Source organism: Shewanella sp. 1180_01 (assembly GCF_052850535.1).
The window spans coordinates 1-20342 of record NZ_VXCT01000051.1 but is presented as its reverse complement, the minus strand read 5'-3'; the positions used below and the strand labels follow the sequence as shown (position 1 = coordinate 20342).

Genomic DNA, 20342 nt, shown 5'->3' with positions numbered 1-20342 from the left:
GACTTGTTTTATTGGCTTGTAGAATTAGCGCGTTAGATGAATAACAGATCCGCAGCCGTTTAATCCCTATCCCAATCCCTATTACAGCTTGCGCTTCTTCGGCCAGATTAAATTAAATCGGGTATGTTGCGCATCGCTGGTGACGCTGACATTCCCCTGGTGTCGCTGCATAATCCGTTTGATGATCGCAAGCCCTAAACCATGCCCTTTATTGCCATTTTGCACCGATTGGCTGCGATAAAAAGGCTCGAACACTTTCGGTAAATCCACCGAGGGGATAGGTTCGCCGTCGTTACTCACACTTAAATTCACCCTGTGCTGCGTTTGCTTAACCTCAATAATAATTTCAGTGCGGGCAAAGCGTTGGGCGTTGGTCAGTAAATTTTGCAGCGCACGTTCAATTAATGCAGGTTCCCCAAACAAGGGCAGTTTTTCGACTTCTGTCTTTAAGGTAATAGGTGTTGGGCTTAAGGTTTCAAGGCGCTTAATGCTTTGATTGATGAGATTAATTAGATCGTATTCATCCAACTGGATACCTTCTCGCTGGGACTCTAAGCTGGCGTAGGTCAGCAGTTCTTGGAGTAAGTCTTCCATTTCTTTGATATCGAGCTGCATCTCATCGAGAAAATCTTGGCGCTTTTGTTCGTCCGAATCGGGCTGACAATACATGGGCATAAGTGCAAGGGCGAATTTGAGTCTCGCCAGCGGCGTGCGGATCTCATGGGAGACCGCATTAGACAGGTGTTTCTGGTTCTCAATCAAGGCGCTGATATGTCGCGCCATCTCATTAAAGGTATTGGCTAAGGGTTTGACCTGAGAGCGATTTGACAGGGTAATCCGCGTGTTCCATTTCGCTTCGCCAAACTCTTTGGTAGCTTTACGCAGTATGCTCAAATCCCGAGAAAGCGGGCCTACCCAAATCAACGCTACTAACGCAAGTGACAAATAGAAGAACAGGGTGAACAGGCTGCGAAGGTTGGCTCTAGGATCGATGTCCAGCGGCCCTGCCATTAAGACTTGATCGCCGACTCGGATAAATTGCAGCAGGTTATCGTCATTGGTCGTGGTGGTGAACACAGTACTGGTACTGATGGCTTGATTGTCTGCTAGCGCGACTTGACCGGCACTGAGCAATTGCAACGGCATCACAGGATTGGCTGGGATCGCCTCCAGATACCTTTGGCGGGTATCGGGAGGCAGTTCCGCTAACAATTGCGCCAAGGCCACTAATGGCGCATCGAGGGCGTTATTGTCATCCACATTTTTCTGCCACAAGCTGTCGAGTGTCCAGCCAATCCCAAGCACGCTGAGACTGAGTAGCAGATATAAACTGATAAAGAGACGTTTCACTGTATCTGTGCTTAGTTATTCCAGGCTTCAGGAGCAAAGAGGTAACCTTGTCCCCAAACGGTTTTAATTCTGAAAGGTGTCTCGATATTATCGTTGAGTTTTTTACGTAATCTAGAGATACGCACGTCAATTTTTCGATCTTTACCATCGAAATCAATATTGAGTAACAGCTGATAGATATACTGACGGCTGAGTACTTGGCCAGCTTGTGAGGCCAGTAACCACAGCAACTCGAATTCGTGGCTGGTGAGATCGATTTCAGTTTCATTGAGGCGAATCGCGTGGGTATGCGGGTCGATACTCAGTTTACCAAAGGTCAAACAGTGGGATTCCGCCTGAGGTGGCTGATTCTGACGACGAAGTAAGTTGTTGATCCGCGCGACTAACAGAGCAGGATCGACGGGCTTAACCACATAGTCATCGGCACCGAGTTCTAAGCCTTTGATTTGATCTTCGCTTGAGCCAAGTGCGCTCATTAGCAGGATTGGGCCTGCAAAATAGTCGGGCAGTTTCTCACACAGGGTGAGGCCATCCATGCCCGGCAGCATAATGTCTAACAGTATGATATCTGGCTTGTAATTGATTAATCGCGTTAATACTGTGTCGCCACGGCGTTCAACTTCAACATGCATACCATGGGATTTTAGGTAATCTACAATCAAGTTTGCTAGGCGAACGTCGTCTTCAACCAATAATACTCTGTGGTTCGATTGTGGGCTTGTCATTAAAATAAACTCCAAGGGTTGCGGTAACGTCTGCGAACCTGAGGTTGTGATGCAGAAGTGATTTTAAGTTTGGCACCAGCCAAAGTTTGGTTACTGTCTTTACTCACCATGACAAATTGAATATCCGTCATAGTGTGGATTTTCATGCTTAACGTATGGGTTGAAACTGAATCACTGCACCATTTTGGATAGGCGGCATTGTCGGACAAAATACAGATAAGCTCATCTTTGGCGAGCTCCCACTGCAGTTCAATATAGACATCGCAGGCCTGAGTTTCTGAACTGGTAATACAAATTTCAGGTGTGAGTTTAAGAGCCGCGTCGCGAGTTTTAGCTTGAGCAGAATTTGGGCCCATCAAGCCGAGGCTTAGACCAAGAAAGCAAAGCAAGCTTAACTGAGGCAGCGTCACTAACGTTAGAACCTATAGGCTGCGCCGATAAAGTAGGTGCTGCTATAGTCTTGGTCTAACAAGGGACTGGCGGCAATCTCATCGGCAATTAGAGTGTAACGAACTGCCAACAGTAGATCCCAATTGTCAGTTAATATATAACGAGCCGTCATTTCCGCACCTTTATCCCAGCCTGATTTTGCTTGATATTGTTCACTCCAATAGGCGTTTTCACTCGGTCTAACGCCATAATAATAATCGACCACTGCTTGGCTCTTCCAATCAAACACCAGTGCGAATTCAAAAATGAAACGATCATAATCCCAGCCATAGGTCCATTTTATTTGTGCTTCTGAACCTTGATGAACATTAAACATATCATGGGTGTACGCCAATCGAATAATGCCGAGTCGGGTATAGATGAATGCTTCGGCACCGCCAAGTAGGGTGAAGTTCCGCGTCTCTAAAGAATTAAATTCACGTTCGGGTTCTGTCGACAAAGACATGTTATTTATGGCTTTGGCTTCGATTTGTGTGCCGCGGTTCAAAAAGATATTCGATGGGTCCCATCGATAGAAATAGGCTCTATCTAAGCTATAACTGGTGACGAGATTGAACGTGAAGCTTTCTTGCTCGGCTAAGGTGTAGCCTAAATTACCATTATCGAAGAACCAGTGTTCGCCGTAATAGGCCACTGTAGGGATAAAGAACAGTGGAATATCGTCAAAATCCTTGAGTGGATTGCTTTTTTGTCCCCAGCCAATGGCGACGCCGAGATCCCAGTTGTTCATCTCAATACACTGATTTTCAGATGCGCAGGTTTCTTTCGCCATTCCGACAGAAGGCAAAATACTTAAACTTGTAATGAGGATAAAAAGGATGCGATACATGATTTAACGATTAAGGGCTGAGGTTAATAATACAGGAAAATAGATTAGCATTTTATGCCCAATTCAACAGTGGTTTCATTCGCAGGGATGCAAAATGATACAGCTATCAATTAAATAGTAAATTTGTAGATCGCACAATACCTTGATAGTCATGCTAAAAGCCTATTTTGGTGGCTTCCATACGGTTAATTATGGATGTTAAATTTTGTATTCGATACGTTTCGTCTGTAACGGAAATGATATTAATTGTGAGCTGAATAGCTGTGTTGCTTGAAAATAATAATGCCATTCGCAGATGTGAATGGCATTGAATGAAGCTGAAAAACGCGCTTTGCTGTAATAACACAGAGATTAGAATGAAGATTAATTAACCTCAGTAACCGACTTGTAGCCCATTTCTGTCAGCTGATCGTTTACACAATCAAGCACATATTGTTTTAGCTCTGCATTCTCGACTTGATCTTCAGAGGCCATCTGCTGGCACACTTCTTTCAGCTGAGCGATATCGGCTGCTGGTGCAGGCGGTAAAGATGAGTCGTCAGCAAGGGTCGTGAAGCTCACTAATGCCAACAGGGTGAAAACAGCTGATAACTTATTCATTTTATTTCCTTTAGTTATGTATTGTTAACTACAGATTAAGAAGCATTCTCTTAATACCACTGCGCCAACATCTGCAATTTATCACTGCTATTCTGTTTTAGATATAAATAATTTTTACCTTTTGGGGTTAAGGTTTTTTAGCTTGTTTTCCCTTGATTCGCTTCAAGTAAATCTGATGTTTAAGTGCTGAACCATTGGCTTAGCATTAGCCATTATCCCAACTGATATACCTGTTTAGCTTAGTACCGGCGATAAGGGCTTTATACAAAGCTTATGCGATGATGGCGTCGCGTTTAATTTATGGATTAGCTTCTAGGGAAAATCTGGCCCCGAGGAGTCGGTATTTTTAAAAAGTGCCACTTACATCACCTTAATCATGGATTTGCGATGGAGTGCTATATTCTTGCTGTTTTAACCCCAATTTTGATTAAGGTTATAAGGGGGCATAATGCTAAACCATGCGGCAGTTATAAAAAGTTGCATTAAATGCGATATGAAGCAGGTTGTAGCAGGTTAGCTGTCTAGAATATTGAATTGAAAAGAATTAATTTTCAACTCAATTTCTGATGTGGTTTTCTTGCTAGCATTATTTATTTAAGCTTTTGTTTTTATTCTGTATTTACTCTAACTTATTCATTTTTAATGATTTCGTTGCCAAGGTTGTAGCTATCCTCTAGAATGCGCGGCTCTCGCAGGTGCGTGAACATAAAGTTTGCGGTTAATGCCGTTGATTTTTATTGAATTATTGATTTTTCTCTAGGGGAACTCTGTGTCTACAAAACTGGCTAATCCAGCGCCATTAGGTTTAATGGGCTTTGGTATGACAACGATTTTGTTAAACATCCATAACGCGGGATATTTCCCTATTGATTCTATGATCTTAGCCATGGGGATTTTTTACGGCGGCATTGGTCAAGTGATTGTGGGTATTATGTGTTTTATGCGCGGCGATACTTTCGGTACGACGGCATTTACCTCTTACGGTTTGTTTTGGTTAACATTAGTGGGATTAATCCTAATGCCTAATGCGGGCATTGCGGCGAGTCCAACGTATTTTATGGGCTGTTATTTAACGCTTTGGGGCATATTCACTGCATTTATGTTTGTAGGTTCTTTGCGTTATCCACGAGCTAAGCAGTTTGTATTTGCTTCTTTGACTGTCTTATTTTTCCTATTAGCGGCGCGTGATTTCACGGGCAGCGCCTTGATTGGCACGATTGCTGGCTTTGAAGGGATCATCTGCGGTGCGAGTGCGATTTATTTTGCGATGGCGCAGGTGCTCAATAATGAGTATGGCCGCACGATTTTACCGGTTGGTGAATTGAAAAAGTAACGATTCAGCAATGAAGAGTTATGAAAAAGGCTGATGCAGATCAGCCTTTTTTATGGGTGTTTTTTAGCGGGACTAGATTTTAGTTTTAATATAGGTCGCAGCCGCCTCATCTAAGCTACGCAAGGATACATAACTCGTGCCTGCCTTGTGGGTGATCAAGAAACCTTTTTCAGTTTCTTTAATCCGGTAAATGTCGGTCCATAAAATTTGGCTGGTCACTGACATAGATTGAGTGTGGATCCCTTGCTCATCAATGGTGAGCGTGACCTCATTGCTGGCCGCTTTACTCATCATTTGACGCATCAACCACCATGCCTTGTGATACTTCACATTGAGCGCCTCGATAACGCCGAGTCCAACGAAAAAGTAAGCTAAATAGAGGCTAATGTCAGCGAAGATCAGCGCGATACCTATCAGGCCCAACCCTATGGCTTTGTAGTAAGGTTTGAGCGTGGGATCAGGCACGACAGATTGGGTATAGCACTCATCGAAATGGGCTTTATCTAAAATATAGGTCGTTGAGTAAGAATAGGGCGTCGGCATAATGTCATCTATTTTAGGTGCTACTTAATGCGGGCTAGTGTAGCGATTACAGTGATGAAAGTAACTAAAGTAACGAATGCATAAAGTTGCTAGCGTATAAAGTAGCGAACGTATAAAGCGCTAAGGTCGCTCGTGTGAGTATGGGTAAGTGTGCTGTCGTGTCCAGAGCCAGTGTTGGAAGGATCTCCTCGATGAAGCTAACACTTTGAGTTGGACAGAAATGCTGCAACGGCTATATTAGTCTTGTCGTCAGCGTTATTCGATCCCATGAGTCCCTCAAGGAGTGCGAAAGCATAATGGCTTTAGTCCCTAAAGATTTTGTTAATTATAAATCAACGCCGGTTTTCAGCCGTGACAACGTCCCTAAAATGTTGTTGCACATGCACAATACTAAGGCTGGTGTGTATGGGCAGATCCAAGTGCTCACCGGCAGCTTAAAGTTCTATGGCTTTACGGGCAGCAGAGGCGAGTTAGATAAAGAAATCATCATTCGCGCCGGTGAAACGGCCATTTCTCATCCCGAGTATTGGCACAAAGTGGAGCTACTGACTGAAGATACCCAGTTCAGACTCCACTTTTATGCCCATAAGGATTCGGCCATAGTGGCACAGCAGCAATCCGAGCGAAGTGAATAGTGTCTAGCTCCTAGCACCTAACATCTAGCAACTAACACTCAGTCCAATTCGCACGGTTCGCGGCTGCAGTTGACCACTTTTTTTAATCACGACTTACGCTAATACCGTTAATAGCGATTTCGCTCCGCCGGAATATCAGTTATATACTCGACAAATTCCACTTCAAAACCATGGGCGTCAAAGAAGTAAATATTACGCCGATAGGGATCTTCCATGCCATCTTTGGCAATCGGGAAGCCTGCTTGGGTCAATCTTGCTATCACAGCATCTAAGTTGTCGGTGACAAAGGCAAAATGCGCCAGTCCAATTTGATGACCCGTTAAATCTCTGTTTTCTCCCTCACCATTGTCACTAAAAGCAATGTATTGATAATCATCGCCAAAATGAATCCAATTGCGAGGTTTGCCGTACCAAGTGCCTTTATCGCCACCACGAACACGCCAGTGGGGAAAAGCCGCTTGATAAAAGCGCAGTGCTGCGGGGATGTCGTCTACGACTAAGTTGATATGCTCTAAATGAATCATAATGCGTTCCTTGTAATGATTTTAGTCTGTTGCTGGTGGTTAAAATCTCAAGCCGCTTACATACCGTAACAGTATTCCTGCTGCTTTGGGTACGCTTGTCCGGCATGTTGTTGACGAATGGGCGCTAATGCTTGGGCGTATTGATGCAGCATATACAAGCTGTACTGCACTCTTTCCCTGAGTGCGATATCTCGAGCACCTTCGGGAACGGCATTGAGTACATTGCTAACATTGCGGATGATCAAGTGATCGGGAATGGGCACTAATTTATTGTTTTTGAGTGCATTCATCTTCACTTCAACGATGGGATAAGTACCGCCAATTCCGCTTGAAACAGAAATTAACAGTGCCGGTTTATGGGCGGTTTCTTCGCGAGTACACATCAATAAAAAGTTCTTCAGTAGTGGTGATGCCATGCCGCCCCATTCCGGGGTGATAAGCACTAGCGCATCGGCTTCATCGACGCTTTGTTCTATTTCGGGCCATTGCTCCCCCTTGTTGTCTTCCTCTCCATCCCAAAATGGCAGGTTAAATTGGCATAACTCTAAGTGATGTATGCTGTAACCCATAGCATGGGGAGATGAGAAACTGCTTTCGGCAATATAACGACCGACTTTAGTACTTTGGGAGTCGGGTCTTTGGCTGGTGCTGATGATGAGTAATTTCATTAAGTAAACCTATTTGTTTATAAATTATTTATAAGGTAATTACTTTATTTAATCTTGTAAAGGATAAAGTAAATAAAAAAGTTTATTTAATCTGTTAAAGCGGGACTAGATCGGAGATAATGCGCTGGCTACCATCGGAGAGTTCAGATGAAAACCACTGATAAAATTATACAATTGCTCAAGTTGCATGGCCCGCTCACCGCTAAAACCTTAGCGGAGGAATTGGCGTTAACGACTATGGGCGTACGTCAACATCTTCAAGCTTTAGAAGACGCAGGCAATGTGGACATCGAAGATAGAGTTGAAGGTCGTGGTCGCCCAACGCGTTACTGGGGATTGACGGAACAAAGCCGCAGTCACTTTGCCGATCGCCATGAGGAATTGACGGTGCAGCTTATTGATTCGGTGAAAATGATCTTTGGCGACCAAGGCTTGGATAAGCTTATCGACCACAGGGAGCAAAGTGCGTTGATCCAGTATCGTGCCGCTATGAAAGGGGCGACAGATATTCCGACACGTTTGGCCATTCTTGCGAAATTACGCTCGAATGAAGGTTATATGGCAACGATGGAACAGGTAGATGGCGTGTATTTTTTACTCGAAAATCATTGTCCAATCTGCGCCGCAGCGACTAAGTGTTTAAACTTTTGCCGCTCAGAGTTACAACTTTTCCAGCAATTATTCGCCGATATCGCCGTGGTGAGCCGCGAAGAACATATCATCGAAGGTGCACGCCGCTGTGCATATAAGATTGAGGCTATTCCTCACTAGTGGGACTTAAGCCGCTTCATTTATGGCGCTTTACCTATGAGATAAAACGCCACTGAGCGCCAACGCCATATATCAAGCGTTAGTGCGGAGCTTAAAACTTAGTCGCTTAGGGCTTTTCAGGTTCGTGATAGGCCAATAAGGTCTCGAAACGAGCATGTCCTTTAAGTTGTGAGAAATCTGCCTCATCTAAGGCCAGTTCCTTGAAGGATGCGCTGTTATGAATGGCGCGCTCTAAATCAGAAATCGCTCTATCTTCAACCCCTAAGCAAGCAAAGGCGCAGGCTCTTTGATAGAAAGCGTGGGCGTTAGTTGGGTCCACTTCCAGAACGCGATTACACAGGCTTTGTGCCCAGTTAAATTCGCGCATCTCCATTGCGGCGTCGGCTTTGTAGGTCAGCGCTTCTAAATCCCCAGGTCGAATCGTGAGAATTTCATCATAGACTTCAATTTTCTGCTCTGGCGTTTGCGCACTTTGCGCCCGTAGCCAGAGGTTATGGATTTCATTGATAATCTCAATCTCTCGATTATTGTCCGTGATAGTACGGCTCTTACGCTTGAGTTCTTGCTCAAGTACTTTGAACTTTTCTTCGTATTGTTCGGCAATACTTTGCAGCTGGTTAGCTGCCAGTTTGGCGGTGTGCGTTTTGATTTCCCGCAGGGATTGCCAGCCGATAAAGGCGACTAACGAGGCGACACCCGCGATGATGTAGAAGAAGTAAGTCACAGTGACATTGGCGTAATTCATCGACTTATCGGCAACGGCGAGTTCCCGGTCGGTGATGTCTATGGTGAGGCGACGCTCGAGATCCTGTTGGTCGTGTCGAAGGGATTTAAGTTCATCGAGGACGTAACGCTCGATCAGCGGTTTATCATGGATAGCAGAAGTGCGAGCCGCTTCAGGAGGATTAACTGTCTCGCTCGCTTGGGCGAAAAAAGAGCTCGCAAGCGTCACTAAAAGCAAGGCTAAAAATAGCAGGTTTGAATGTATTAAAACGGGACTTGCGGATAAGTTTTTGATGCGGTAACCACTCACAGTAAGATGAATTGAGCGCCTAGCTTAACAAATTTTACCTCGTCCGATCCAATTTAGCCCTGAATTGCCTTTGTGAAGATTCGCAGCATTGGCTTGCTATGAGCCGAACTTGCATCCTGCTAGAATGGCTATCCCATTCATATTTCGTCATTTGTGGTGTTATGCAATCTAAGCGCGGCCGACTCGATCGTTATCTTTGTACCCAGTTACACACTCACCGTAAAGTGGTGCGTGAACTGCTATTATCGGGCCGAGTGTGCGTCGATGGATTGATAGTGAAAGATATGGATAGGCAAGTGGATGAGTTTTCCCACATCCAACTCGATGAGCACATACTGCAGGCCAATGCGCCCGTCTATGTGATGCTCCATAAGCCGATTGGTGTCGTGAGTGCGACTAAAGATACTCAGCATAAAACTGTGATTGATTTACTTGATTGTGAAACCCGCGATGAGTTACATATCGCCGGCAGATTAGATTTAAACTCTTCGGGTTTGTTGTTATTAACCAATGACAGCCGCTGGTCTGATGCACTGATGTCACCCACACACAAGGTCGATAAAGTGTATCGAGTTACCTTGGCTAATCCCATAACCGAAGAATACATCGCTGCATTTGCCGCAGGGATGTACTTTGGCTTTGAAGATATTACGACTCAACCGGCTAAACTGGTTATCCTTGCTGATAACGTGGCTGAAGTGACGTTACATGAAGGTAAGTATCATCAAATCAAGCGGATGTTTGGTCGATTCCGCAATCCGGTTGTTGGCCTGCATCGATTGTCGATAGGCGATATTGTGCTCGATGAAAAACTCGCTTCAGGTGAAAGTCGCGCACTCACTGCTGCTGAAGTGGCCTCTATCCGTTAAAAATGATGAACAGAAAAGTACATCAAGCATTCATCGTTCTTATCGTTATTGTTTGCCATGCTAACAATGAAAGCTAAGCATAAAAGCTAAGTACAAAAGCTAAGTGCAAAGCTAAGCATTCAAACGGACCTGAGCGTGAATTCCCTCAAGTCCGTGCCATGCCATTAAAGATCGGCGTGGGGGCCGAACACTTCATAGTGCATGTTTTCAGCCGCGACACCCAGAGCGAGTAGTTGCTGCTTGATGGCGGACATGAATCCAAGGGGGCCGCAGAAATAATAACGTGCGTGGGGGAGCAGCTGTTCGGCGACTTTACTTAACTCCATTTGCCCTTCGAAATCATAATCTTCACCTAACGTATCGGTTGGGGCTGGCTCACGATACCAAACATGACTCGTCAGATTATGATGTTGTTGGCGCTTGGCGTGAATCGCCTGTTTGAAGCCGTGTACGGCGCCTTGCTCACAGGCATGCAGCCAAGTAATAGTGCTGGGATGTTGCAGCTTGAGTAATTGATTGAGCATACTTTTCATCGGTGTTTGGCCTACACCAGCTGAAATAAGTACTACCGGCGTGTCCGCCGTGACTTCTAGGGTAAAGTCCCCCGCGGGTGGCATTACCGCGATTTTGTCGCCGACGTGTATCGCATCATGCAGCAGGTTCGACACTTGGCCGCCGAGTTCGCGTTTCACACTGATGCGGTAGCTGGTGCCATTAGGCGCATCGGATAAGGAATATTGGCGGATTTCTTCATATGCCAAATTCGGGTGTGTTAGCTTCAAACTTAAATACTGACCGGGAATAAAATCTTTTACTGGCTTGCCATCTGCGGGCGTCAATATGAAGGAGGTGATGACTGCTGACTCGGTATTTTTCGCACTAATAATAAACTGACGCTCACCCAACCAGCCACCATCTTGCTCTGCATGCGCTTGATAAATCTGTGCTTCTCGCTGAATAAAGATGTTGGCTAAAAATCCATAAGCCTGTGCCCAAGCTTCTAACACTTCTTCTGTTACCGCATCGCCCCCTAATTCTTTAAGCGTTGCCAATAAATGGCTGCCGACGATCGCATACTGCTCAGGTTTGATCAGAAATCCCGTATGTTTTTGGGCAATGCGCTCAACCGTTGAACTCAGTACCGCTAAGTTTTCGATATTTTTTGCATAGGCTGCGACGGCATTGAACAGGGCTACAGGCTGACCACCAGAATGTTGGTGCGCCAAATTAAATACATCTTTTAGTTCAGGATTATGTTTGAACATACGTTGATAAAAATGGGTCGTCAGCGCAGGGCCTGCAGATTCGAGTAAGGGAATAGTGCTCTTGATAACTTGGATAGTACGGCTGTCCAACATAGAAAATCCTTAACGTGTAAATATTATGAATGTTTAATGAGTTTAAAGATCTATTTGATTTGGATCAATAGAGATTATCGCTATCCGTGCTATTGATAACGAGGCTGAGTTCATTTGAAGTGTTCAATAAAAGGAGACATTAAATTGAGAAATGATGAAACGGATATTTTATTTCAATGGGTTACAGATGATGTAAATAGAGGGGAGTTTGACTGCAACAGCAAAAATTGTTGCAGTCGTTTTGTGGTTGATTGAGTTAAATTAGAGCTTAAATGCGCTAACTTGATTGCGCATGCTGCTGGCGAGCTTAGTCAAATTAATCACAGATTCACTTAATTCAGCCGCCGAAGCCGTGGAATGCTCAGCAATATCGCTGATGGCAATAATGCTGCGATTAATACTCTCGGCAACGCTACTTTGCTCTTCAGCTGCGGTCGCAATGTGGGTATTCAGCTCGGTGATGCTGTCTACTGAGGTGACAATTTCTTTCAGCGCTTGACCCGCCTGATTGGCTTTATCGTTGGCATCATCTACTTGATTGATACCGATTTCCATGGCGCTGACGGCTTCTTTAACCCCTTGTTGTAGGGTAGCAATCATGGCCTCAATTTCTTGAGTCGATTTTTGGGTGCGTTGCGCTAAGGTTCGCACTTCATCGGCAACGACCGCAAAGCCGCGACCTTGCTCTCCCGCCCGTGCGGCTTCAATGGCGGCATTGAGTGCGAGTAGATTAGTTTGTTCGGCAATGCTCTTAATTACATCGAGTACGCGGCCGATATTTTGACTTTCATTAGATAAGAATCCAATGACCTGCGCCGTTTTTTGAATTTGATCAGAAAGCTGCGACATACTGCTAATCGATTGCATCACAATATTATTGCCGTTGGCGGCATAGGTATCGGCATCTTTGGCTGAATCCGCTGCGGCAGATGCGCTTTGGGCGACTTCGGCTACGGTGGCCGTCATCTCATTCATGGCCGTTGCAGTCTGCTCCGTTTCGGCTTGTTGCTGTTGCATTCGTTTATTGGTGGCTTGGGTGAAGCTACTTAACTCATTTGCCGAACTGTTGACCGTAGTTGCCGCCTCGGCAATGGAATGAAGAATGCCCCGTAAGTGTTCAATCACTTGGGTGAGGCTCGTGGATATTTGGCCTAGCTCATCGTGATTAAAAGTGGTGAATCTGACTGTGAGATCTGAGTCTTGATGGATCCTTTTCAGTTTACCGAGGATGTCATTAATGGGATTCATCACGCTGCGATTGACCCAGAGTCCAATCACAATACTGATGATCATGGCGGCACAGGCTAATGCCACAAAAATAGTGATTGAAGATTGATAAATGGCATTTACACGATCTTTTTCTTCGCCCGCCACGCGGATTTGCAGTGCAATCAGTTCAGATATTTGGTTACTGATAGGATCAATTGCTTGGTACAGCGGCAGGATATTGGCTGAGAGTTGGCTTGAAACATCACCGTTTAATCCTCTTAAGCGCGAAATCAGGGTATCAATCTGTTGATTCGCGGGGGAGAACAGCACTTCGGCTTGTTTTACTAGTCGGGATTCTTCTGAGGTAAGCTCGGTAGATAGGTATTTTTGCCAATGTTGAGTAATAGTCGATTTGGCACTGTCTAGCGCTTCAGCCGCTTGCGAGGCGGTGAAACCACCCGCGTTCGCCTTATTTACCGCATCGATAACATCGACCGCATACTTATCGGCAATAACTTTTAAGTCATCCAGCGGCACCACTCTGTCGTTATAGATGCGTTCAACACCCGACTCAATGTTGCCCATCATATTAATGGCGAGAAAACCAATCGTCAGTAACATTGCAAGGGGGACCAAAATGCCGATAAACATTTTTTGTTTTATTTGTAGACCGTTCATATGGGATAGCCTCAGTGAACTAAAGAGTCCTTTAGGCAGAGCTCGAGCTATCCCTATGATGAGTCTGTAACATTAGGTATAGCAAATCAGCGGAAAGAGGGGAGAGTAACAGAGGATTTATTTTGTTCTAGATACAAAAAAACCTCGCTTAGCGAGGTTTAAATGTTGGTACAGATGAGAGGACTTGAACCTCCACGCCCTTGCGAGCACCAGCACCTGAAGCTGGCGTGTCTACCAATTCCACCACATCTGCATGGCTATCCGAAATTTCATCGAATGAGTAATCTTAAAACCGAAGAAACAATTTTAATGCTTTGTTTCATTCGTTGAACTGCAATTTGGTACAGGTGAGAGGACTTGAACCTCCACGCCCTTGCGAGCACCAGCACCTGAAGCTGGCGTGTCTACCAATTCCACCACACCTGCACTGTACCTATTGCAGTTCTCTAACATTAGTCGCTGAAGCAACCAATTTAAAGATGGTGCCCGAACCCGGAATCGAACCAGGGACACGAGGATTTTCAATCCTCTGCTCTACCGACTGAGCTATTCGGGCGACGGGCGCAATTTAAAGGCTTTTCGGGTTTTGAGTCAATAGATTTTTACTAAATAACGTAAAAAGTGACTCGGTTGGATAAGATTTACACGAAAGTGTCATTTACGCTGCAAGTGGCGAGCTAAAAATACTCAAACTACTATCCACGCTGGGGACTTAGCAATATCTAGTGATGGGTTAACTTGGGTAACAAAGCAAAAAAATGCCCCTATTAAAGGGGCATTCTCGGCTAGTTTGATAAGATTTCATTGTTTGGATAGTTAGCTTGCATTACCATGAGCACGTTTTGCTTCAGCTTGCTCTGACCTAATTCGCCATAAGCTTCTATCATTATCTCTAATGCCCGTTCATTTGAAGAGGTGCCAGGATATGTTTCCATTACAGATTGTGCTCGGATTGCTGCGGCGCTCCATGCATTCATCTTGAGATAATATTCGGCAACTTGGATTGAATATCTTGCTAAGCGATTCTTCAACGCTAACATGCGTTTTTGCGCATCGGCGGCATATTTGCTGTTAGGGTAAGTTTTGATGAGACGATCAAAATCTTTGAAAGCATCTTGAGCATTTTTAGGGTCACGATCGGTTCGGTCGATATTTAGCATATCGTGGAACAAATAGTTGTCGGCTTGCATGTTCACTAAACCGCGCATATAAAACACATAGTCAATATCAGGGTGGGTAGGATTAAGACGGATAAATCTGTCTATGTTCGCAATCCCCGAAGCGACATCGTCCATTTTGTAGTAAGCATAAATCAGGTCTAACTGGACTTGAGTTTTGTGAGGTCCGAAGGGGAAGCGTGAGTCTAACGCCTCCAAAGAACGGACAGCTTTAGAGTAATTGCCAAGTTCCATAGAGGTTCTTGCCTGAGTATAAAGCACATCAGGTGACGTTTTGGCGGCAATATCGTTATCATCAGGGCTGCTGCTACAGGCTGATAACGCTAGTGAAAATAGGACTAAGGTAACGCCTTTGGAAAATTTATACATACTTGAATTCAATTCTTTTTAAGTTGTAGTTAAGAATTTTTCCATTTCACTATAAAATAGAAAACATCCGATTGTAACAGATAGCACACATTTTTTGACCCCTAAATGGGGATACGGTTCCTATGACACAAGAGATTAATCTAAAAAGCGAGATTTCGGCAACACAAACTGGACTGAGATTAGATCAGGCCCTAGCAGAGTTGTTCCCAGATTACTCGCGCACGCGCATCAAGGAATGGATCCTATCTGATGCAGTTCATGTTGACGGCGTTGTCGTTAATAAGCCCCGCGAGAAAGTTTATGAGCTGCAACAGATACTCATAGACGCCACTCTCGAAGAAGAAGTCCATGCCGCGGCGCAGGCCATTGATCTGGATATCGTCTATGAAGATGACGACATTATCGTGATCAACAAGCAAGCTGGATTGGTGGTTCACCCAGGTGCTGGCAATGCCGATGGCACTTTGATGAATGCACTATTGCACCATTGTCCTGATATTGAGCATGTGCCACGTGCGGGTATTGTGCATCGTCTGGACAAAGATACAACAGGTTTGATGGTCGTTGCCAAAACCGTTGAAGCGCAAACGCATTTAGTTGCCGCTTTACAGGCCCGTGAAATCACTCGTGAATACGAAGCGATTGTTATGGGGACTATGACAGGTGGCGGTACTGTGGATGAGCCGATTGGTCGCCATCTTACTAAACGTACTCACATGGCCGTGCTGCACTCAGGTAAACCTGCGGTGACGCATTACCGTGTCGCGGAAAAATTCCGTAACCACACACGTCTGAGATTACGTCTAGAATCTGGCCGTACTCACCAGATCCGTGTGCACATGGAATACATAGGCCACGTGTTAGTGGGCGATCCTGTGTATGGTGGTCGTCCAAAACCGCCTAAAGCGGCGAGCCCAGAGTTTTTCGATATCCTGAAAAACTTCAAGCGCCAAGCGCTGCACGCAGTTCGTCTAGAATTAGCTCACCCAGTGAGTTGTGAAATCATGAGCTGGCAAGCGCCAATTCCTGAAGACATGGTGATTTTGACTAAAGCACTGCGTCAAGACACGGTAGAGCATCCGATCGAGTATCTCTAAGTGTTTGATCACGATTGGCCTGTTCCTGCTAATGTTGGCATCGCTATGACAAATCGTCATGGCGGTGTGAGCGTGCATCCCTATGACAGTTTGAATCTTGGACTGCATGTCGGTGATGCTGAACAGCAGGTGATGGCTAATCGTGAATTACTCTGCAAACAATTAGCGTTAACTGCCAAACCTGTCTGGCTTGAGCAAGTCCATGGTACCCATGTGCTCAATTTAGATACGCTGAGCTTAGCTCAGGCTGCTGATACGCCGATTGCCGATGCCAGTTATAGCCGAACTGCGAGCCAAGTTTGTGCTGTAATGACCGCCGATTGTTTACCTGTATTGCTGTGTAATCAAGCGGGAACCGAAGTGGCAGCGGCCCATGCCGGTTGGCGCGGTTTATGTGATGGCGTGATTGAGGCCACCGCGGCGCAGTTTAGTTCTCCTATGGATGAGTTGATTGCTTACCTCGGCCCGGCCATTGGTCCACAAAAGTTTGAAGTCGGCGTCGAAGTGAAGCACGCATTCTGTGGGTTACATCCACTGGCGGCAGCGTGTTTTATTCCCAGTGGTGACAAGTATCTGGCCGATATTATTGGCTTGGCTAAATTACGCTTGAGTTTACTCGGCATCAAGCATATTTATAGCGCCGATATCTGCACTGTCAGTGACACCGATTACTTCTCTTATCGTCGTGATAAGGTGACGGGGCGCATGGCATCGTTGATCTGGCTTAAGTCTTAAGTTAATTCCCCTATAATTTATATTTATTTCCGCGTTATCCGCTTGAATTTGGCTAAATAGCCCCCATCTTTTAACTAACGAAATGTAATACCAATCCTATTTAGATCTCTCCATTAGCGGTACTGATTTAACGCCACTAAATTGGCAAGATATCTTGTGGATTGGCATACCTCTACTTTGTGAGTTTTAGGAGGCTGTATGCGACTCGATCGTATGACCAATAAATTTCAGCTTGCCATCTCAGATGCCCAGTCTCTCGCACTCGGGCGTGATCATCAGTTTATTGAACCGCTGCATTTGATGATGGCATTGTTGAACCAAGATTCAGGTTCAATCCATCCCTTATTGACCCAAGCTGGCATTCGCGTGAGTGCGCTGCGCTCGCTTTTGAGTCAAGAGCTGGAACGCTTACCTCAAGTCGAAGGTACGGGCGGCGATGTGCAATTATCCCAAGGTTTAATACGTTTATTAAACCTGTGCGATAAATTGGCGCAAAAGCGTAAAGACAAATATATCTCTAGCGAGTTATTTGTATTAGCTGCGTTAGAAGGAGGCGATGCCCTCGCGCAAGCGTTGAAAAAAGCCGGCGCGACCAAAGAGTTGATGGAGCAAACCATTGAACAAATGCGCGGCGGCCAAAAAGTGGATGATCCGAACGCTGAAGATCAACGTCAAGCGTTGAAGAAGTTTACTATCGATCTGACCGAGCGAGCCGAACAAGGCAAGTTAGATCCTGTGATCGGCCGTGACGATGAAATTCGCCGCACGATCCAAGTATTACAACGTCGCAGTAAAAACAACCCCGTCCTTATCGGTGAACCGGGTGTGGGTAAAACTGCAATTGTTGAAGGACTTGCCCAGCGTATCGTTAATGGTGAAGTCCCCGAGGGGATTAAAAATAAGCGCGTCTTATCCCTCGACATGGGCTCATTGATTGCGGGCGCTAAATATCGCGGTGAGTTCGAAGAACGTTTAAAAGCGGTATTGAATGAGTTAGCGCAGGAAGAAGGTCAAGTGATCCTCTTCATCGACGAGCTGCATACTATGGTCGGCGCCGGTAAAGGTGAAGGCGCAATGGATGCGGGTAACATGCTGAAACCTGCGTTAGCGCGTGGTGATTTGCACTGTGTGGGCGCTACCACGCTTGATGAGTATCGTCAGTACATTGAAAAAGATGCGGCGCTTGAACGTCGTTTTCAAAAAGTGCTGGTGGATGAGCCAAGTGTTGAAGACACCATCGCCATTTTGCGTGGCCTGAAAGAACGTTACGAGCTGCATCACTATGTGGAAATTACCGATCCGGCGATTGTGGCGGCGGCGACTATGTCGCACCGTTATGTGTCGGACCGTAAGTTGCCCGATAAAGCGATCGATTTGATCGACGAAGCGGCATCGAGCATCCGCATGCAGATGGACTCAAAACCTGAGTCACTCGACCGGCTTGAACGACGTGCTATCCAGCTCAAACTGGAGGAGCAAGCGTTAGCCAAAGAAAATGATGAGGCGAGCCGTCGCAGGCTTGACCATCTGCAAGAGGAATTACGTGACGTTGAAGCTAAAGCTTCAGAGTTGAACGAAATCTGGCGTACTGAAAAAGCCGCACTAGCGGGAACTCAGCATATTAAAGCCGATCTCGAACAGGCTCGAATGGATTTAGAAGTGGCGCGTCGTGCGGGTGATTTAACTCGGATGTCTGAGTTGCAATACGGTCGTATTCCTGAGCTTGAAAAACAGCTCGATTTGGCATCGCAAGCCGAAATGCAGGACATGACGTTATTGCGTAACAAGGTCACTGAGTTCGAAATCGCCGAAGTCTTGTCGAAAGCGACGGGAATTCCCGTATCGAAAATGCTTGAAGGCGAGCGCGAAAAATTACTGCAAATGGAAGTGGCGCTGCACGAGCGGGTGATAGGCCAAAACGAAGCCGTCGATGCGGTCGCGAATGCGATTCGTCGTAGCCGCGCGGGTCTGGCGGATCCAAATCGCCCGATTGGCTCGTTCCTGTTCTTAGGCCCAACGGGTGTGGGTAAAACTGAGCTGTGTAAATCACTGGCGAGGTTCTTATTCGATACCGAGTCGGCCTTAGTGCGCATTGATATGTCTGAGTTTATGGAGAAACACTCAGTATCGCGTTTAGTGGGTGCGCCTCCTGGATACGTGGGTTATGAAGAGGGCGGTTACTTAACGGAAGCCGTTCGTCGTAAACCGTATTCGGTGATATTGCTCGACGAAGTCGAGAAAGCGCATCCCGATGTGTTTAACATCTTACTGCAAGTGCTTGATGATGGACGCTTAACCGATGGTCAAGGTCGTACTGTAGATTTTAGAAATACAGTGATCATCATGACCTCGAACTTAGGCTCTGACATTATCCAAGAAGGATTTGGTCAAGTGACCTATGCAGAGATGAAAGCGGCGGTAATGAATGTGGTCACTCACAGTTTCAGACCCGAGTTTTTAAACCGTATCGATGAATCTGTGGTGTTCCATCCATTGGATGCTGCCAATATCAAGCGTATTGCTTCGATACAGATTGCTTCCTTACGCCAACGTTTGGCGGAAAAGGACTATACATTGGAAATCACCGACGACGCATTATCACTGATTGCGGAAATTGGTTTCGATCCTGTGTATGGCGCAAGACCGTTGAAACGGGCATTGCAGCAAGAAGTCGAAAACCCGCTGGCGCAGAAATTACTGCGTGGCGACTTGTTACCAGGTAAACCGATCAAGGTCAGCTGTGCGGGTGGCGAGTTAGTGTTCGAGCAATAACCAGTCGCTAGTCACTTAGTGTGTTGTTTGAATGCGATACGTTAACAGCAAGCTTGAAGTTGGATAGGTTGAAATGGGCGAACTGAAATAAGCGTTCTTGAATGAACGAGCTTGAAATAAACTATCTTGCAATAAGAGATAGCGCTTTCTTAGTCAGTATCGCTCCCGCTTCAAGTACTAAAACGAAAGGAGCCGAGTTTTTAACTCGGCTCCTTTTTTATTGCATCAGCTTAATCGCTCTTCATTAATGGCTACTTCTTATCACAGAAGAGTTTGATTCTTTCCTGTTGCTGGGCAATCGAGGCTTGGCGGTCTTCCTCTGTCATAGCGACAGATTCACCCGAATCGGAAGTTTGGCGGATAAGCTTAGTGTGCGTCGTGAGAATATCTAAATTGTGTTTAGCACTCTCACAAATGGATTGAGCCTGTTTAGCATCTTTCTCTTTGATCAGCGCCGCTGACTTTTCTAATTCATTGGCTTCAGAAGTGGCTTCCGCTTTCTTTACCGGTGCGATAAAACCCACTTTCGCCTGCTCTAAATCTTCACTGTAGAGCTTTTCTGCTTTGATGTTTTCTTGTTCTACCTAGGAATTTCCTCTTGGAAGCCTTGGTATAG

19 protein-coding genes, 3 tRNA genes and 1 pseudogene are annotated in these 20342 nt (G+C 45.6%); 7 read left to right on the top strand and 16 right to left on the bottom strand.

Translation table 11 applies throughout. The features are described from left to right. Positions 1–81: 81 nt before the first annotated feature. The 5 genes from FW758_RS19675 to FW758_RS19655 form a co-directional block, all read right to left on the bottom strand. A complete protein-coding gene (locus tag FW758_RS19675; RefSeq protein ID WP_446446277.1) occupies positions 82–1350 on the bottom strand; it encodes an ATP-binding protein in 1269 nt (422 codons plus the stop codon). 11 nt (positions 1351–1361) lie between these two features. Next, entirely contained in the window at positions 1362–2075 is a 714-nt protein-coding gene (locus FW758_RS19670) for a response regulator (protein ID WP_006080570.1), read from the bottom strand. Continuing rightward, entirely contained in the window at positions 2075–2485 is a 411-nt protein-coding gene (locus tag FW758_RS19665) for a DUF3019 domain-containing protein (protein ID WP_446446276.1), read from the bottom strand. The genes FW758_RS19670 and FW758_RS19665 overlap by 1 nt, the downstream gene beginning before the upstream one ends. Before the next feature lie 5 nt (positions 2486–2490). Then, complete coding sequence (locus FW758_RS19660) at positions 2491–3354, bottom strand: MipA/OmpV family protein (RefSeq protein ID WP_446446275.1); 864 nt, start codon at positions 3352–3354, stop codon at positions 2491–2493. A gap of 363 nt (positions 3355–3717) precedes the next feature. Then, on the bottom strand, positions 3718–3954 hold the full coding sequence (locus FW758_RS19655) for a hypothetical protein (RefSeq protein WP_006080575.1): 237 nt from the start codon (positions 3952–3954) through the stop codon (positions 3718–3720). Positions 3955–4723: 769 nt separating this feature from the next. Here FW758_RS19655 and FW758_RS19650 point away from each other — a divergent pair. Next, positions 4724–5287 carry an acetate uptake transporter gene (locus tag FW758_RS19650; RefSeq protein WP_446446274.1) on the top strand — a complete coding sequence of 188 codons (564 nt, stop codon included), beginning with the start codon at positions 4724–4726 and terminating at the stop codon, positions 5285–5287. A gap of 72 nt (positions 5288–5359) precedes the next feature. Here the strand turns inward: FW758_RS19650 and FW758_RS19645 are convergent, their stop codons facing one another. Continuing rightward, positions 5360–5830, bottom strand: coding sequence for a YcxB family protein (locus tag FW758_RS19645; protein WP_446446273.1), 471 nt, complete (start codon positions 5828–5830; stop codon positions 5360–5362). Positions 5831–6126: 296 nt separating this feature from the next. On the opposite strand from FW758_RS19645, the gene FW758_RS19640 reads away from it, so the two are divergent. Beyond that, complete coding sequence (locus tag FW758_RS19640) at positions 6127–6465, top strand: DUF1971 domain-containing protein (protein ID WP_012088496.1); 339 nt, start codon at positions 6127–6129, stop codon at positions 6463–6465. Positions 6466–6572: 107 nt separating this feature from the next. On the opposite strand, the gene FW758_RS19635 is transcribed toward FW758_RS19640, so the two are convergent. Continuing rightward, the gene (locus FW758_RS19635) at positions 6573–6989 is read right to left on the bottom strand and encodes a VOC family protein (protein WP_259513272.1); all 417 of its coding nucleotides are present in this window, start codon (positions 6987–6989) and stop codon (positions 6573–6575) included. A gap of 56 nt (positions 6990–7045) precedes the next feature. Beyond that, positions 7046–7657, bottom strand: a complete 612-nt coding sequence (locus tag FW758_RS19630) for an NADPH-dependent FMN reductase (protein WP_446446272.1) — start codon at positions 7655–7657, stop codon at positions 7046–7048. A 147-nt stretch (positions 7658–7804) separates the two neighbouring features. On the opposite strand from FW758_RS19630, the gene FW758_RS19625 reads away from it, so the two are divergent. Then, positions 7805–8428: a helix-turn-helix transcriptional regulator gene (locus FW758_RS19625; RefSeq protein WP_446446271.1), complete on the top strand. Its 624-nt coding sequence runs from the start codon at positions 7805–7807 to the stop codon at positions 8426–8428. 106 nt (positions 8429–8534) lie between these two features. On the opposite strand, the gene FW758_RS19620 is transcribed toward FW758_RS19625, so the two are convergent. Next, positions 8535–9461: a tetratricopeptide repeat protein gene (locus FW758_RS19620; RefSeq protein WP_446446270.1), complete on the bottom strand. Its 927-nt coding sequence runs from the start codon at positions 9459–9461 to the stop codon at positions 8535–8537. A 161-nt stretch (positions 9462–9622) separates the two neighbouring features. On the opposite strand from FW758_RS19620, the gene FW758_RS19615 reads away from it, so the two are divergent. Beyond that, entirely contained in the window at positions 9623–10330 is a 708-nt protein-coding gene (locus tag FW758_RS19615) for a pseudouridine synthase (protein ID WP_446446269.1), read from the top strand. A gap of 164 nt (positions 10331–10494) precedes the next feature. On the opposite strand, the gene hmpA is transcribed toward FW758_RS19615, so the two are convergent. The 6 genes from hmpA to FW758_RS19585 form a co-directional block, all read right to left on the bottom strand. Then, the gene (gene hmpA / locus FW758_RS19610; RefSeq protein WP_446446268.1) at positions 10495–11688 is read right to left on the bottom strand and encodes an NO-inducible flavohemoprotein; all 1194 of its coding nucleotides are present in this window, start codon (positions 11686–11688) and stop codon (positions 10495–10497) included. 261 nt (positions 11689–11949) lie between these two features. After that, entirely contained in the window at positions 11950–13575 is a 1626-nt protein-coding gene (locus tag FW758_RS19605; protein WP_012588348.1) for a methyl-accepting chemotaxis protein, read from the bottom strand. 166 nt (positions 13576–13741) lie between these two features. After that, positions 13742–13828 (bottom strand) — tRNA-Leu (locus tag FW758_RS19600). Positions 13829–13914: 86 nt separating this feature from the next. After that, a tRNA-Leu gene (locus tag FW758_RS19595) sits at positions 13915–14001 on the bottom strand. A 54-nt stretch (positions 14002–14055) separates the two neighbouring features. Then, positions 14056–14131, bottom strand: a tRNA-Phe gene (locus FW758_RS19590). Positions 14132–14360: 229 nt separating this feature from the next. Continuing rightward, positions 14361–15122, bottom strand: coding sequence for an outer membrane protein assembly factor BamD (locus FW758_RS19585; RefSeq protein WP_446446267.1), 762 nt, complete (start codon positions 15120–15122; stop codon positions 14361–14363). 122 nt (positions 15123–15244) lie between these two features. Here FW758_RS19585 and rluD point away from each other — a divergent pair, with 122 nt between their 5' ends. The 3 genes from rluD (at position 15245) to clpB (ending at position 19726) form a co-directional block, all read left to right on the top strand. Continuing rightward, positions 15245–16219 (top strand): 23S rRNA pseudouridine(1911/1915/1917) synthase RluD, encoded by a 975-nt coding sequence (gene rluD, locus FW758_RS19580; protein WP_006080591.1) that lies wholly within the window; start codon positions 15245–15247, stop codon positions 16217–16219. Next, positions 16220–16954, top strand: coding sequence for a peptidoglycan editing factor PgeF (pgeF, locus tag FW758_RS19575; RefSeq protein ID WP_446446266.1), 735 nt, complete (start codon positions 16220–16222; stop codon positions 16952–16954). Positions 16955–17152: 198 nt separating this feature from the next. Then, positions 17153–19726 (top strand): ATP-dependent chaperone ClpB, encoded by a 2574-nt coding sequence (gene clpB / locus FW758_RS19570; RefSeq protein WP_446446265.1) that lies wholly within the window; start codon positions 17153–17155, stop codon positions 19724–19726. A 251-nt stretch (positions 19727–19977) separates the two neighbouring features. Here the strand turns inward: clpB and FW758_RS19565 are convergent. Beyond that, positions 19978–20307, bottom strand: a pseudogene (locus tag FW758_RS19565) (DUF4124 domain-containing protein); the annotation flags it as partial. Between the last annotated feature and the right edge of the window lie 35 nt (positions 20308–20342).